The 16,222-nt window shown below is 56.8% G+C and carries 12 protein-coding genes and 1 tRNA gene; 4 read left to right on the top strand and 9 right to left on the bottom strand.

The genetic code is table 11. The features are described 5' to 3' along the window. Positions 1–16 precede the first annotated feature (16 nt). Entirely contained in the window at positions 17–313 is a 297-nt protein-coding gene (locus GGQ73_RS04780; RefSeq protein ID WP_183894353.1) for a cupin domain-containing protein, read from the bottom strand. 172 nt (positions 314–485) lie between these two features. Between GGQ73_RS04780 and GGQ73_RS04785 the strand changes: the two genes are divergently transcribed. Both GGQ73_RS04785 and GGQ73_RS04790 read left to right on the top strand, forming a co-directional pair. After that, positions 486–560, top strand: a tRNA-Gln gene (locus GGQ73_RS04785). Positions 561–617: 57 nt separating this feature from the next. Further along, positions 618–1,280: a DUF2161 domain-containing phosphodiesterase gene (locus GGQ73_RS04790; RefSeq protein WP_183894355.1), complete on the top strand. Its 663-nt coding sequence runs from the start codon at positions 618–620 to the stop codon at positions 1,278–1,280. Positions 1,281–1,306: 26 nt separating this feature from the next. On the opposite strand, the gene GGQ73_RS04795 is transcribed toward GGQ73_RS04790, so the two are convergent. Then, a complete protein-coding gene (locus GGQ73_RS04795; protein WP_183894357.1) occupies positions 1,307–3,250 on the bottom strand; it encodes an AI-2E family transporter in 1,944 nt (647 codons plus the stop codon). 461 nt (positions 3,251–3,711) lie between these two features. On the opposite strand from GGQ73_RS04795, the gene GGQ73_RS04800 reads away from it, so the two are divergent. Then, entirely contained in the window at positions 3,712–6,117 is a 2,406-nt protein-coding gene (locus GGQ73_RS04800) for a PAS domain S-box protein (RefSeq protein WP_183894359.1), read from the top strand. Between the two features lie 47 nt (positions 6,118–6,164). Here the strand turns inward: GGQ73_RS04800 and mqo are convergent, their stop codons facing one another. The 7 genes from mqo to GGQ73_RS04835 form a co-directional block, all read right to left on the bottom strand. Continuing rightward, positions 6,165–7,829 (bottom strand): malate dehydrogenase (quinone), encoded by a 1,665-nt coding sequence (gene mqo, locus GGQ73_RS04805; RefSeq protein ID WP_183894475.1) that lies wholly within the window; start codon positions 7,827–7,829, stop codon positions 6,165–6,167. A 474-nt stretch (positions 7,830–8,303) separates the two neighbouring features. After that, a complete protein-coding gene (locus tag GGQ73_RS04810; protein ID WP_183894362.1) occupies positions 8,304–8,714 on the bottom strand; it encodes a hypothetical protein in 411 nt (136 codons plus the stop codon). Positions 8,715–9,163: 449 nt separating this feature from the next. Then, entirely contained in the window at positions 9,164–9,559 is a 396-nt protein-coding gene (locus GGQ73_RS04815) for an adenylyltransferase/cytidyltransferase family protein (protein ID WP_174152330.1), read from the bottom strand. 70 nt (positions 9,560–9,629) lie between these two features. Further along, positions 9,630–11,141, bottom strand: a complete 1,512-nt coding sequence (locus tag GGQ73_RS04820) for a CDP-glycerol glycerophosphotransferase family protein (RefSeq protein ID WP_183894364.1) — start codon at positions 11,139–11,141, stop codon at positions 9,630–9,632. 218 nt (positions 11,142–11,359) lie between these two features. Continuing rightward, complete coding sequence (cysN, locus tag GGQ73_RS04825) at positions 11,360–12,835, bottom strand: sulfate adenylyltransferase subunit CysN (protein WP_183894366.1); 1,476 nt, start codon at positions 12,833–12,835, stop codon at positions 11,360–11,362. Then, positions 12,835–13,788: a sulfate adenylyltransferase subunit CysD gene (gene cysD, locus GGQ73_RS04830; protein ID WP_174152333.1), complete on the bottom strand. Its 954-nt coding sequence runs from the start codon at positions 13,786–13,788 to the stop codon at positions 12,835–12,837. Before cysD ends, cysN begins: the two co-directional genes overlap by 1 nt. Before the next feature lie 29 nt (positions 13,789–13,817). Next, positions 13,818–14,588 carry a phosphoadenylyl-sulfate reductase gene (locus GGQ73_RS04835; RefSeq protein WP_183894368.1) on the bottom strand — a complete coding sequence of 257 codons (771 nt, stop codon included), beginning with the start codon at positions 14,586–14,588 and terminating at the stop codon, positions 13,818–13,820. Between the two features lie 520 nt (positions 14,589–15,108). Between GGQ73_RS04835 and GGQ73_RS04840 the strand changes: the two genes are divergently transcribed. Next, a complete protein-coding gene (locus GGQ73_RS04840; protein WP_174152335.1) occupies positions 15,109–16,134 on the top strand; it encodes a sulfate ABC transporter substrate-binding protein in 1,026 nt (341 codons plus the stop codon). Positions 16,135–16,222: the final 88 nt, after the last annotated feature.

The raw sequence follows: 16,222 nt of genomic DNA on the forward strand, positions 1-16,222 counted from the left end.
CGGGTCAGTCAGCGCTCTACTTGTATTCGATCTCGATGAAGGACATCGGTTCGCTGCCTGCATTGACCACATTGTGTGAAATGCCGGCCTCACGTCGGTAGGGCATACCCTTTGGCGTATCGACCCTGCGGCTGCCAGCTTCGTCTTCGATCAGGAAATGACAATCCGTCATCGGCACCACCACATAGCCCAGTCCGTGGGTGTGGTGGCCGGTATCGGCGCCGGGCTCGAAATCCCAACGGATGATTCGCACCACGGCATCATCCAAAAGCGTTGTGGGAATAGCGGGTGGTCGGGCGGAATACTTGCTCATGAAACAGGTCACCGGAAGCGTGTGGAATGGCAGGTTCTCTTGTGACGTAACATGAAGCCTGGTGCGGACACACAAGAAATATTGTCCACGCCTCAACTTAATGATTGCCGCTGCCATTCGGCTTTGATAATCAGGCCCGGTTCAGGCAGTGGCGCTACGCCGTCTGCCCTGGTGGGGCGTCGCCAAGCGGTAAGGCACCGGTTTTTGGTACCGGCATTCCCAGGTTCGAATCCTGGCGCCCCAGCCACATTTTTTGTTTGTGCCAGCACGGCTAAAACCCCTTCCTCTTTGATCGTCGGCTTGCATGGAAACCTCCCTCTATCTTCCGGTCAAAACATTTCTGGAGGCCGCCGGCTATTCGGTCAAAGGGGAGATCGGCGGATGTGATCTGGTTGGAATCAATGCGGATGATCCACCTGTCATTGTGGTGTGTGAGTTGAAGCTGACTTTCAATCTGGAGCTCATCCTCCAGGCCGTCGACAGGGCGGCGATATCGGACGAGGTCTGGATTGCTGCTCGCATCTCCGCCAAGGGCCGGGGTCGGGAGGCTGACAAACGATATCGCGATCTGTGTCGCCGTCTCGGCATCGGCATGCTTGGCGTCTCGGATCGTGGCGACGTCAGTGTCATCGTCGCTTCCGTCTCGCCCATGCCGCGCACCAACCCGAAGCGACGATCCATGCTTGTGCGTGAACATCAGAAAAGACGCGGCGATCCTGTCGTTGGCGGCAGCACGCGAACGCCCATGATGACGGCCTACCGCCAGCAGGCCCTCGGTTGCGCGGCGGCCCTGGCAGCAGAGCCGCTGCGCCTTCGCGATGTGAGGGCGCGCATTCCTGACGCCGGCAAGATTTTACAATCCAATGTCTATGGCTGGTTCGAACGGCTGGACAGGGGCGTCTACGGCCTGACGGATGCCGGTCGCGAAGCTCTCGTCCGCTGGCCCCAGCCACCGGATGTGCCTTAGCGCGTTTCCCTTTGACAAGGAGCGCTCTAAGCGGCCTCAGTTGGTTTGACTGCTCTCAGTCTCGGGCGACCGACCTTGCGAGTGATGACCACCAGTTCTCGCGGGGCTGTGCGGGTCAACGCCAGTCTTGCAGCCTCGTTCAACGATGTCGCGATGAAATCGGCGCTGATCTCTGCCGCATCGATCTGCGCGAAATTCTGCCCGTTTGCGGTTGGGACGAGGATACCGACCCGCATGGCGGGTTTTGCGCGTTTCAAACGGCGGATGATCTGACGTGCATGCGATTTGGAGTTGCCGTTGAGGAAACAAACGACAACCGTATCGATCCCATCAAGTCCCAGCTTCTGCGCGCCTCGACCGGCCAGTCCGGCAAAACTTGCAAACGATACGTCCGCGCCCTGGATATCGATGATCTGCGACAACATCGCCGATGCGGCGTCGTCTATCGAGCCTCGACCACCCAGGCACAAAACGGTTTGGTCACGGCCATCCGGCAGGACGGTGGGATCTTCGAGTACCGATGATGGGTCGGCCGCCTCTTCCTCGTTTTCCTCTTCCTCGGCAATATCGGAAAGATTTTCCACAAGGCTCAGCGAACTGGCGGAAAACAGCGCGATCTGCGCATCCGACATGACCCCGCGCTGCCTGTCCATCTCACCCAACAGCAGAGCCGGAAGGCCCACCCTGTCATAATAATCGACCAGATATTCTTCCTTCAGATATTCCTCGGCATTGTCGATCGCCTCGTTCGGATCGCCGGCCAGCAGTCTTTGATAGAGCTTTTCGTGCAGTTCCAGAACCGGTTCGTTGCCCAGCAGAACGTCGAGGAAACCAAACTGCGGAACATAGCGTCCCAGCACGACAAGGCAGACCGTCAGCGGTGTCGATAGCATCAGGCCGATAGGCCCCCAGAGCCAGGACCAGAAGATGGCGGACACGATGATCGCCAAAGGCGAAAGGCCGGTATGGGAGCCGTAGAGCCAGGGTTCGACGACATTGTTGCTGATCAACTCCGTCGTTATAAACAGCGCAGCGACCCACGCGACCAGCGACCATCCCGGTGCGATGGCGAGAGCCAGAAACAGCGGGAGGATCATCCCGATGACGGGGCCGATATAGGGAACAAACCGCAAGACGAGCGTGAGCAGGCCCCACAGAATTGCGTTGGGTATCCCCAGCACCCAAAGACCGATCGTGATCGGTAGCGCGTATAGCGCATTGACCACCAGTTGCATCAGAAGATATTTCCCGACTCGCTTGCCTGCATCCTGCAAGGCGGCCGTGGTTCTGTGAAGGTCACTGAGGCCTACGAGCCTGATAAACCTGTCGCGCAGGTCTTCACGCTCCAAAAGCATGAAAACAACAAGGACGATGACGAGGCCCGCCGTCGCAAACGGGCTGATCAAAGGCAGGATGAAGTTCCCCAGGGTTTGAAGCGGGTTGGTGCGCGATACGATTTCGACCGGCATGGGCTCGCGTTGCGGAATTTCGGGAGCGGCTGTGTCCTGGCTTTCGACGGCCCGGACCTGAATTTCCGCTCCTACTTTTTCCACCACCTTGCTCAGATGATCGAGCAGGCCGTTGCCGGCACCTGCCTGCGCAAGAACCTGCACCTTGCTGACGATATTGCGCTGATAGGTTGGAATGTTCTCGGCAAGGTTCGCCACCTGCGTCGCGACGATGAAGCTGAAAACCGCAATGGCGCTAAAGGCCGATATGACGGCGAAAATGACTGCCAGGATCTTTGGCACAGAGCGTTTGCGAAGGAACGAAACGATTGGGGCAAGCGTAAACGACAGGAGAAGCGAAAGCGCGAGTGGAATGAAGATTTCTTCACCAACGCGCAACACGATAGCCACGCCGATGAGAATCACCACCGTTTTGCCCGACAACATACTTGTGGAGGCAGCATCGGTCTTGGGGTAGGTCGGGCCTGCGGTTACCGACTTGATCGTCTTTGAAAGGTCCATGTTTTGTCCCGCCCTCTGCCCATTCGCTTCACCTTGTGGACCAATACGACAAAGAGCACCAGTGGATGTGCGATGGCTTTGGCAGGCTGGTCGAACGCGGTGAGGTGCAGTCGGCGTCGTGCCGCATGCAAGGCGGTGAACGCATGTCTTGTTGTGCGGTTCCTTATATAAGCGCTGAAGCGATCATAAGCGCTCATATCTGTGGCTCGATTGTCGCTATATCCAGAGTTGGCCAGAAAATACGAGTCTTCCAGCTGGCAGTTTCGTTGCTCGCATCACCATCATCTTGGCGTTCATTTAAAATCGGGAATCCCTCGATGGCCGGCACCGGGGCGTCGTCTTCTACCGAAGTAAAACACCGAAAATCCGCGGAAGCTTCCTCTGTTTACAAGAAACATGCATTGCGAGACGAACAAGAACTCCTTTAAAAGCTTGTTGTGTTTTTGCGTGTGGAGTTGTGAATGCCTGCAGGTTCTTCCCGGCCGTCCTATCTGCCTGCCACTGGCGAGACAGCCGACCTTATCCATCAGTTCGATTGGTCCACGACCGCGCTGGGACCCATCGAATTTTGGAGTTCCACCATTCGCACGGCTGTCGGGATGATGCTGCGTTCGCCCGTCGCCATCGCCACGCTTTGGGGTGATGACGGCGTGATGATCTATAACGATGCCTATACGGAGATTGCAGGTGAAAGACATCCCGGGCTGCTGGGCTCGAAGGTGCGCGAAGGCTGGCCTGAAGCATCTGACTTCAACGGCAATGTCATGAAAACCGGGATGGCCGGCAAGACGCTGTCCTATAAGGATCAGGAATTTACGCTTTTCAGAAACGGTGCTGCCGAAACTGTCTGGCTGGATCTCGACTACTCCCCCATTGTCGATGACGCAGGCGTAACCGTTGGTGTCTTGGCCGTCGTCAGGGATACGTCCGAGCGTGTAAAGGCCGCAAGACAGTTGGAGGCTCTGAACGAAGACCTTGAGCGTCAAGTGCTGGAACGGGTTCTGGAGCAGGGTACGACCTGGAACATAAATCCCGACATGCTGGCCGTTGTCAGCATGGAAGGCCGCTTTCTCGCCACCAACCCGGCATGGGGCAAGACGCTGGGATACACTGCGCATGAAATGCGCGGCCTCATCTATACCGATCTTTTACATCCTGACGATATTCCAAAAGCGAGGGCCGCATTGGCCACTCTGATGTCTGGGGAAGCGGTGATCGGTACCGAAAACCGGTATCGGACGAAGGACGGCGCTTACAGGTGGGTTTCCTGGATTTGTGTGCCTGATAACGGAAAAATCTACTGCATCGTTCGTGACGTGACCGACGAGAAAACCACACGTGCCGAGCGTGATCAGTTATGGCGGCTTTCGCAGGACATGCTGGCACGGGCCAACTATGGCGGCGAAATATCAGCGGTCAACCCGGCCTGGAGCGCCGTTCTTGGTTGGAGCGAGCAGGAGCTTCTCGCCAACCCCTATACCGAAATCATTCATCCGCAGGACGTGCCAAGAACGACGGCGGCTCTGGTGGAGATGGCCGAGACCGGTCACCCGACGAGGTTCGAGAACCGCATCCTGACCAAGACTGGGGTCTGGACCCCCATCGACTGGACCGTGTCGCCAGAGGCCGACAATGTCAATTTCATTGCGGTTGGTCGAGACCTGTCTGAATACAAGGCTCGGGAAGCCGAACTCGAGGATGCTCAGGAGCAGTTGCGTCAGGCGCAGAAGATCGAGGCGATCGGCCAGCTTACGGGTGGACTGGCGCATGACTTCAACAATATCCTTGCCGGTATCGGCGGAAGTCTGGAGATGATGTCGACGCGTCTGGCGCAGGGGCGTGTTGGTGAGTTGGACCGCTATCTGGTCGGTGCGACCGCCGCCACCAAACGCGCGGCTGCATTGACACAGCGCCTGCTCGCTTTTTCCCGTCGGCAAACGCTGGACCCGAAGCCCACCGATCTCAACAGCCTCGTCATCGGCATGCTCGAACTGATCCATCGCAGCATAGGCCCGAGCATCGACGTCGAAACGGCGCCGGCACAGGATTTGTGGATGACCTTCGTCGACGCCGGTCAGCTGGAAAATGCGTTGCTGAACCTTTGCATCAATGCCCGTGACGCCATGCCTGAAGGCGGCAAGCTTACCATCGAGACTGGAAACCAATGGCTGGATGAGCGCGCCGCAAGGGAGCAGGGCCTGAAACCCGGCCAATACGTTTCCCTTTGCGTCAGCGATACCGGCACGGGTATGTCGGCAGAGGTGATTTCCCGCGCCTTCGACCCGTTCTATACGACAAAACCGATAGGGCAGGGCACGGGCCTTGGCCTTTCCATGGTGCATGGCTTTGCCGGGCAGTCCGATGGCGCTGTGCGCATCGATTCCAAGATCGGCGACGGCACGACGATTTGCATTTACCTGCCACGCCACGGCAACGAGACATATGTCGAAACACCCGGTGCAGAGCAACAGCCGCCCGCACCACAATCAAGTGGCAACGAGACGATCCTTGTTGTAGATGACGAACCACTGGTGCGAATGTTCGCAGTCGAGCAGCTGGAAGATCTTGGTTACACGGTTCTGGAAGCCGACGACGGACCATCCGCGCTGGCCATTCTCAACTCCGAACGCCCGATCAACCTGCTCGTCACCGATGTCGGATTGCCCAATGGCATGAACGGTCGGCAACTGGCCGAAGCCGCCAGACTGTCGCGGCCCGATCTGGGCGTGCTGTTCATCACAGGCTACGCCGAAAACGCCGTCTTGAACCACGGCCACCTGGAACACGGCATGCATGTGATGACAAAACCGTTCCAGACAGACCTTTTTGCCCGCAAGGTGAAGGACCTTATCGGACGCCGCTCATAGGATAATGCTTCAGGTGGCGATCGTAACCACCTGAAGCCGCAGCAAATTCAAGGTGCCAGATCACCCACACGCTGTGCGGGCACAGTGTCCGATGCCGCAGGTGCGGCAGACGCGGCCTGCGCCAGGGATGCCATGTCGATCTTTGGCGGTGTTGGCAGCTGCAGGTGTTCGCTTGTGTAGGCCCATTCCTGCATGACCTTGTCTGGGTCGCCGTTCAGCTTCGTACCATAGCTTGGAACGATCTGACGGATCTTGGCCTGCCATTCCGGGCTTGCGACCTTTTCGGCAAAGACCTTTTCCAGAACCTGCAACATGATGGGAGCGGCGGTGGAAGCACCCGGCGAGGCACCGAGCAGTGCAGCAATGCTGCCGTCCTTGGCGCTGACGATTTCGGTGCCCAGCTTCAAGACACCGCCCTTGTCTGCGTCGCGTTTGATGATCTGCACGCGCTGGCCCGCCTGCCACAAACGCCATTCGCCTTGGCTGGCTCCGGGGAAGTATTCCTGCAATGCCGCAAAGCGGTCGTCGTCGGACAGCATCAACTGTCCGGCCAGATATTCCACCAGTGGAAATTCATCCATGCCCACGCTCATCATCGGCCATGCATTGCTCATGGTGGTCGATGTCAGCAGGTCGAAATACGAGCCTTCCTTGAGGAATTTCGTGGAGAATGTCGCAAAGGGTCCAAACAGAATGACGCGCTTGCCGCCGATGACGCGCGTATCGAGATGTGGCACCGACATCGGTGGAGAGCCGACGGATGCCTTACCGTAAGCCTTGGCCAGATGCAGCATCGTGACATCGGGATTTTCGTTGACGAGGAACGAGCCGCCAACCGGGAAGCCCGCGTAATCCTCACCTTCGGGAATGCCAGACATCTGCAAGAGATGCAACGCACCACCACCGGCGCCGACGAACAGGAACTTGGCGTCCACCGTGTGGGATGTGCCGTCCTTCATGTTGCTGTAGCTGACGCGCCACGTGCCGTCGGCATTGCGCTCGATGCCATCGACTTCACTGGAAACCTGCAAATTGAAATTCTGCTGGCTCTTCAGGTGGGCCACGAACTGGCGGGTGATCTCACCGAATTCCATGTCTGTGCCAAGCGGAGACCACGTCGCACCAATCTTCTGGCCAGGGTCGCGGCCTTCCATCATCAGCGGAACCCATCTCTTGATCTCGTCAGGGTCGCTGGAATACTGCATGCCGGCAAATAGCGGGCTGGCCTTCAACGCCTCATAGCGTTTTTCCAGATAGGAAATGTTTTCATCCCCCCACACGAAGCTCATATGCGGCGTATGGTTGATGAAGGACCGTGGGTTCTTCAAGACGCCGTTGCGGACCTGCCATGCCCAGAACTGGCGGGAGATCTGGAAGGACTCGTTGATTTCGATCGCCTTGGAAATGTCGATGCCGCCATTGGCGGTTTCCGGCGTGTAGTTCAGTTCCGCCAGAGCCGAGTGACCGGTACCGGCGTTGTTCCAACCATTGGAGCTTTCCAGCGCGACCGCATCGAGACGTTCCAGCATGTCGATGGACCATGTCGGTTCGAGTTCATGCAGCCAGACGCCGAGCGTGGCGCTCATGATGCCGCCGCCGACCAGAAGAACATCGACTTTTCTGTCCGCAGTCTGCGCCACCGCCGTCGCGCCCGGCACCGCCGCAGCGGCAAGACCAGCCAATGCCGTCCCCAGCACCTGGCGGCGGTTCATGGTGAGGTTGTCGCGAGAAAATCCGGCAGTCAGGCCGTTGCCCTTGTCTTTTACGGTCACGTCTTTTCCTAAGCTTTTGATGATTTTCATTTTGTGCGGCGCAATAACGCAATCGATCCTGTAAGACAACTCTTGCCAGGTGACCACATACGACCACCTTGGCCGGTCGATTTTTGAGGGAAGCGGGTGGCGGGAGTGTCGAAAAGCAGGCGCAAAAACGGCGAACGAGGCATTTTGCCTTATTTTTCCGTACTATAAGGCCCGGTGCGCCAGGTCGCACAATCCAGGTGCTCGCCGTCTTTGCAAGCAGTGCAACTCTATAATATCACGACATGCGCCAAACGCATAACAGATGTGCGCGGCTCATTTTCATCGCAACAGCGAAAAGCCGACGGCATCAGAACGATCTGAAGAGCCCAAAAAAATCCCGCCGAAGGTGTCTTCGGCGGGCAATGTCGTTTGGGCTGTCAGCTATCAATTCGCTGCGAGGAATTCCGCACAGTAGCTTGGGCCGTTGACGCCTGGACGGTCGGATACGGTGCGAATAGAGCGGATCGTGTAGTCAGAACCCACCGTCAACTGGACGGTGCAAGACAGGTAGACCTTGCGTGCAGACGACGTCTGGCGGCCGCGTTTGCCATCTTTACCCTCGTCAAACTTCGCCGGAACAGTCGTGGTCTTGTAACCGCCGCGCCATGTGAAGGTGGTGCTGCTGCCATTGTCGGTATCGCTCAGCGGCGGACCGAATTTGGCGAAGAAAATGCCAGCCGATTGGCCGACCCAACGGGTTTCAACAGCGCTTTTTGGAGCAAGCGAAGGAGTGGTGGTGGTGCAAGCGGAAAGGGCAATGGCGAGCCCTGCCAATGTTACGCTGCGAAAACGCATGTCGAAATATCCTTGTTGAGCCGTTTCCGGTGTTTTGCGGGAGATCATGATCCACTAGCAGATTTAATGCTATTCAACAGGCACCCCGTGCGCTTTGACGAATATTTTCCGCCACAATTGCTTTTTTGTAACGATTGAAGGCTGAATCGCCCAACTCGTAACCCTGAGGGAGGACAGCGCATTGCCGCGGCGGCGGCGTCTACAGGAACTTTAGCTGATAGCGAAACGTTGTCTCTTCGTGTTTAACGGGAGAAATGTGATGTTTAAAGCTGTGGTTTTGTGGGCAATGGGTGTTCCGCTGGTGGTCGTCGCCCTGCTCTGGATGTTCGTTTTCTAAACAGGGCGGACGGGAAGGCAAACGGTTTAAAAGCGCTGGTTTCGACCGGCGCTTTTGTTGTTTTATTCCTTTTCAGCGTATGTTGTCTCACGACGCGCGGGACAATGAACGATCACACGTAGCGCCGTATTTCCTCAAGTGTCGATGTCGTCGATATTCCGTCTGTTCGAGGGAGGTAGACGACGTCACACAGGTGATTGAGATAATCAAACCGTCCTGCCCAGTCATCGCCCATGACCAGAACGTCCGCGCCATGCTCGCGAATATAATGCTCTTTCAATTCCAGGGAGTGCTCGAGGAACACCTCATCGACGCCGATGATGGCACTGATGATTTCGAGCCGTTCGTTCTCGTTGTAAATGGGACTTTTCTGTTTCTTCGAAAAATTCAGAGCGTCTGTGGAAACGCCGACGACAAGATAATCACCCAATGCCCGTGCTCTTTGAAGAATTCGGATATGGCCGATATGCAGCACGTCAAAAGTGCCGAATGTAATGATTTTCTTCATCTGGGTCCCACCACGAAAATACGTTGATCGCGTCACTTTTCTCGGTTCGCTTGAGAGCGAAGCCAACAGATCAGGGATCGCTTATGCCTTGTGCGATTGCTTGGAGAATACTGGCCGCTGCTTTCCCCGGATTGGGAAGAATGTTTTGCAGCAGCGTGTTCCGCTCTTCCTCAAATTCCCATGGCTTTCCGCTCTTGTATTCGAGAGCTGCCTGTTTGAGTTGATCGAAACTGGTAACACGCCGAGAGGCGGCTTCGGCCAGCTTCCCCAACTCGTTGAACTCGACGTGATTGCCCGAATCGAAGAAGATCAGAGGCTTGTTGAAGAGGGGATATTCGGCAAGAAAAGACAGACCGTCGGATATCATGAGGTCTGACGCGGCAAAAAGCGGACCATACTGTTCTTCGGAAAACGCGCAGTTTGGCAGCTCCGTCCAAGCCTTTCTGAACATCGCCTGCGCTTCGGGCGTCAAAATAGCACCGAACAGAGCCGGATGCGGTTTTAAGACGAAGTCGATGTCTGGGCTTTGTCTCGCCCAGGACAACATCGCCTCCCAGATGCGATCAAAGACACCGAAACCCAGACCGCCACCTTTCCCCAACGAATAGTGGGGCGCCCATACAATCCTGAAATTTCTGTGACCCTGATGCGAAAGAGGCCACTCGGCCGCGCCGCTCTCCTTCAGCAATCGATCGAACTTCGGGTACCCACTGAGAACGAATTTTTTCGGGTCGGAGTGGTCGAAGGAGCGAAAGTAGGTTTGCGTGATGGGGGTTTCACAAAAAATACGCCACGCGGAACGGTGATAGGCTTGGTCGAAACCGAATGCCGAAACATCCGTCACCACGGGATCGCCTAGCGACGCTGCCAGATTGAGGGCGTAAGGAACCAGACAAAGTCGGCTGAACGTCAATTCCTGTGTTCGAAATGCGGGCTGCACACCCATATCCCATTGTTGCTGACGAAAGATGACGGCTGGCTTCAGGGCCTTGAGAATGTCCAGAGCGGCGTAGGAATCGTCCATGTTGAAGCGCAGATGCGGTATGCCCATGGCGGAAAATGCGCTGCTGACCTTGTCCTCACCTTCGTAAACGCCCCGGCCCAACGTTCCCACATGAATGGAGATAACGATCGGGTCGAACCTCTCATCTTCGACCATGGCGTCATAGACATCCGACAGCGCATCCCACATCGGTATGGACTGGATCAGGAAAACGGTCCGGATCGGGAAAATTCCGCGCGTCGAATCGCGCAGAGCCATATTCGCGCTTTGTTTGATCGATGCGATATCCAGCGTCTTCTGACGGCTGTCATGGACGAAAGCGAGGCCGATTTTCGACAGGTCGCTGCGAATACTTCCGTCGGCGGTGGTCGTCACGGCATTGGATAGTTCAACGACTTTGCTGTCCAGATCCTGCTGGACATGCTGCATGTGTTGCAGCAGCTTCACCACTTCGATTTGAATCTCGCCGTGGGTTTCGTTGTTTTGCATCAGGGCATCCAGTCGCATGCCCATTTCATCGATTTTTGCAACGACAGAGTCGAGGCGGTCAGCCAATTGCAGGGAGATGGAAGCGTCCATATAATCTGTTCCGCGTTTAACTGCGAATTCCGGCGTCGAAATCGGCGCATGCGGGGATTCGGACAGTGAATAAATCAAAAACGAGAATACCCTGTTGACCTGTAGTGGGGCTTACGCAGCGGCGCTGGTCGATCAAACCGAGATATAAAGCAGCACGAACCCCAAAACGCAAAAGGCGCCGGGGGTTCCCGGCGCCTTTCGTTGAATACAGACATGTCTCAGTCCAGATTGTCCAGCACTCTCGAAGCCGTTGCGGCACTCGTCCGCCGGACTTCGATTTCGTCTCTTCGACTGGAAAGCTGTTCGCTCGCCAGCAGCGCTTCGGCCAGATCGGCGGGCAGCGAGATGATGACGCGTTCGCCTTGGGAAACCTTGCCCGTGTCGGCGCGTCTTCCGATAATCATGCCACCGGCAACGGTGTTGTTGGTATCGGGATCAATCAGGATGAAGGAGCCGGTCGAACGGTTCTGTTCATAGGGATCGAAAATTGCCGTTTCATCGAAAGCGAGACGCACCTTTCCGATGGCGTTCATGGCAAGCGTGTCGGTGTGGGTAAGCCATTGACCATTTTTCAGGTCGAGTTGCGTTTGCGGCTGAACCGTCACCCGTTGGCGTCGGCTGCCGCTTTTCAGCCAGTAGCGCTTTCCGGGCTCGATGCCGCCGGGTTGCAGCGCCACGATTTGTGCATCGAAGGCGTGACCTGTCTGCGGCTGTGCCTCGATGGACACGATCATATCGCCTCGCGACACATCCACCTGCCTGTCGAGAACCAGCGTGATCGCATCGCCGGAAACGGCGGCGTTTCGCACCAGATCAAACGTCACGATCTGCTTGACATTGGCCACCATGCCCGATGGCAGGATGACGACGGAATCGCCCGGCTTGACCGCACCACCGGCGACCGTGCCCTGGTACCCGCGAAAGCTTTCGCCGGGGCGGGATACGCGCTGAACCGGAAGGCGAAAGCCACCGGTCTGCGTGGAGCGCGCCGTCGCCAGTTCCAGCGTTTCGGCCAGTGTCGGGCCTTCATACCACGGCATGGAGGGCTTGGCCGAAAGAACGACGTTCTCGCCCTTCAGCGCCGACATGGGGATGGCGGTGATCTGCTTGATGCCGAGCGATTGCGCAAACTCACGAAAGTCGTGGGCAATCAGCTCGAACCCGGCCTTGTCGTAGTTGGTGAGGTCGATCTTGTTGACGGCCAGCACGAATTGTCGAATGCCCATAAGCGCCGCAATCGTCGCATGACGACGCGTCTGCTCCAGAATGCCGGTGCGGGCATCCACCAGCAGCACGGCAAGGTCGGCAGTGGAAGCGCCAGTTGCCATGTTGCGGGTATATTGCTCATGGCCGGGTGTGTCGGCAACAATGAAGGCGCGCTTGTCGGTGGCGAAATAGCGATAGGCAACGTCGATGGTGATGCCCTGTTCGCGCTCGGCCTGAAGGCCGTCCAGCAGCAGCGCGAAGTCGGGCAGGCCGAGATCGTTCTGCTTGCCGCTATCGCGGTGAAGCGTAGCTGCCTGATCTTCCTTGACCGCCTTGGTGTCCCACAGCAGGCGGCCGATCAGCGTGGACTTGCCGTCATCGACGCTGCCGCAGGTGATGAGTCGCAGCGGGCGCGTGTCTCTGATGAATTTTGCGGGTTCTACGAACGGCAGAATGGTGGCGGATTGAACTGTCATGTTCTGGGTCATCAGAAATAGCCCTCGCGCTTTTTCTTTTCCATGGAGCCGGACTGGTCGCGGTCGATCGCACGTCCCTGCCGTTCTGAAACGGTGGCGATTTCAAGTTCGGAAATCACCTCGTCCAAGGTCTTGGCTTGCGAGTTGATCGCACCCGTCAGTGGAAAGCATCCCAGCGTGCGGAAACGGATCATTCCGTGCTTGATGGCTTCGCCGGGCAGCAATTCCAGACGCTCATCTTCGGCCAGGATCATCATGCCGTCACGTTCGACATACGGGCGCTCGGCGGCGTAATAGAGCGGCACCAGCGGAATGCCCTCGGCCTGAATGTAGCGCCAGACATCGACCTCGGTCCAGTTGGACATCGGGAAGGCGCGAACGCTCTCACCTTGGCGAACCATACCATTGTAGATGTTCCACAGTTCCGGGCGCTGGTTGCGCGGGTCCCATTTGTGGTCGGGCGTACGGAAGGAATAGATGCGCTCCTTGGCACGGCTGGCTTCCTCATCACGGCGCGCGCCACCAAAGGCAGCGTCGAACTTGCCAGCATCCAGTGCCTGGCGCAGGGCTTCGGTCTTCATGATGTCGGTGTAGAGCGCTGAACCGTGCGTGAACGGCGTCACGTTCTCTTCCTTGCCGCGCGGATTGGTATAGGAAATCAGGTCGAGATCGTATTCCTTGACGATATTGTCACGAAACGCGATCATCTCCTTGAACTTCCAGCCCGTGTTGACGTGAAGCAGCGGGAAGGGGATGCGCCCCGGGAAGAACGCCTTGCGCGCCAGATGCAGCAGCACGGACGAATCCTTGCCAATGGAGTAGAGCATCACGGGATTTTCGAATTCGGCCGCAACTTCACGGAAAATATGGATAGCTTCGTTTTCGAGCGCCTTCAGATGTGGGTCAAGGGGCTGCTTTGGTGTGGTGACATTGCTGCCTTCCGTTTCCGGAACTGCATTGGACATTGTAAACTCCGGCAATCTGTTGATTTTACTTATCGTTGTGAGGCGGTGGGCAAGGGAGAGGCTTGGGATGCCTCCGCCACGTGCAGACCGCATTCGCGCTTCTCGTCATTTTCCCACCACCATCGACCGGCGCGCTCTGGCTCGCCGGGCTTGATGGCGCGGGTACACGGCTCGCAGCCGATGGATGGATATCCACGGCCATGAAGCGGATTGACGGGAATGTTTTCCGATGAAACATGCGCCTTGATCACATCGATATCCCAATCCGCAAGCGGATTGATCTTGATCAGATTGCGCTCGGCATCGAATTCGGCAAAAGGCGTGGTTGCCCTGTTGCCCGACTGGCCCCGGCGAAGGCCGGTAATCCAGAAGCTTGCTCCGTCCAGCGCCCGTGCCAGCGGTACCAGCTTGCGCACATGGCAGCAGGCGTGGCGGGCTTCGACGCTGTCGTAAAAACCATTGAGGCCGAATTTCGCGGCGTAGGCATCTATATCGTCCTTGGCCGGATAAAACCGCGTAATGGCCATGTCGTACCGTGCTTCCGTCTCATCAATAAGATTGAGCGTTTCGGCAAACAGGCGTCCGGTTTCCAGTGTCGCAACCTCTATGGGTAGACGATGCGTGCCGATGGAGGCTGTAATGACTTGGTCTTCGATGCCGAGGCTCGTGGTGAACACCGAGCGCCCACCGAGTCCGGCAACGAACGCCAGCCGCTCAGCCAGATCGAGGCTGGCCAGCCGGTCGTTCAGCGATGCGACATTGTGAGGAGAGAATGGCTGCGCAGACTGATTAATGGTCATTTTACGGTTCCGAACATTACTGTCCCGAATATCCGCGAATTCGCCGTGTTTTGACAGGAATGGCTATGCTTGTCTTGTTCATCGGAGAGCAAATATCTCTCGCAGGCGCACAATATGCGCAAAAGACGCCCACGAACGCAGTGCCGCGGCATATTAGCCTCTGTATGAAATCGGTTTTCGATCAAAAAGCAAGATAAATTTGCGATATATTCGCTAATTTTTATAGATTTCTACTGTGCGATCTCCGGCGGGTTTTGAAACGTCCCCAGCTGAACAGAAAATCATTCCGATCACGGAAAATTTCGGCGTGACGGCGGTGGAAACACCGCAAAAATGCGGACGTATTTTGCGTTCAGCGCGGGTTTTCCACGTGGGCCGTTGCGTGGTTCGCTGTTGCCACGGCGTATTTGTTGTCGTTCAAGTCACTGGAATGGAAACACTTTTGCGATCGTATTGCGCGTGATTGACCCTGTAGACTTTACAAGTAGTGTTAGGCGCACTGCATCTAGGAGGGATACCGATGTCAAAACTTGTTTCTGGCCTCAGCGCCGTTGCGCTTGGTCTGTCGATTGCTCTGAGCGCCGTCGGAACGGCTTCTGCAGACAGCAAGCTGTTGAATGTGTCCTATGATCCGACCCGCGAACTCTACAAGGATTTCAACGAGGCCTTCGCCAAGAAGTGGAAAGCCGACACGGGCGAGGATGTCACCATCCAGCAGTCCCATGGCGGCTCCGGCAAGCAGGCCCGTTCGGTCATCGATGGCCTGGAGGCAGATGTCGTGACGCTGGCGCTTCAGAGCGATATTGACGCCATCGTCAAGAACAGCGGCAAGATCAATGCCGACTGGCGCACGCGTCTTCCGAACAATTCATCGCCTTACACCTCCACCATCGTGTTTCTGGTTCGCAAGGGCAACCCGAAGGGCATCCATAACTGGGGTGATCTGGTCAAGGGTGACATCCAGATCGTGACACCGAACCCGAAGACATCGGGCGGTGCGCGCTGGAACTATCTTGCGGCCTGGGCATGGGCCAACGAGGAATACAAAGGTGATCAGGCCAAGATCAAGGCCTATGTCGGCGAACTCTACAAGCGGGCTCCCGTGCTCGACACGGGCGCACGCGGCTCGACCGTGACATTTGCGCAGCGCCAGATCGGTGATGTGCTATTGGCCTGGGAGAATGAGGCCTATCTGGCCGGTGAGGAATTCGGCAAGGACGAATTCGAAATCGTCGTTCCGCCAATCTCCATCCTTGCAGAACCGCCCGTCGCCGTTGTCGATAAGAATGTCGATGAGAAGGGCACACGCAAGGCAGCCGAAGCTTACCTGCAATATCTCTATTCTGACGAAGGCCAGAACATTGCGGCCAAGCATTTCTACCGCCCATCCAACCCTTCGGTCGTGTCCAAGGATTTGCTCAAGCAACTGCCGGAGATCAAGCTTGTGACCATCGATGATCCACAGTTTGGCGGATGGGCAAAGGCACAGCCGGAACATTTCGGTGATGGCGGCATCTTCGACCAGATTTACAAGCCCGCAAAGTGAGCCGATGATGGCGCACACCGAACGGTTCGCATCTGCGTCCGTTCGGATCGGAGACAAGATCGACCGGCTTTAAAGCCGGTCGTTGGCG

The sequence above is a fragment of the Rhizobium skierniewicense genome, assembly GCF_014196515.1.
In the GTDB taxonomy this organism is placed as follows: domain Bacteria; phylum Pseudomonadota; class Alphaproteobacteria; order Rhizobiales; family Rhizobiaceae; genus Agrobacterium; species Agrobacterium skierniewicense.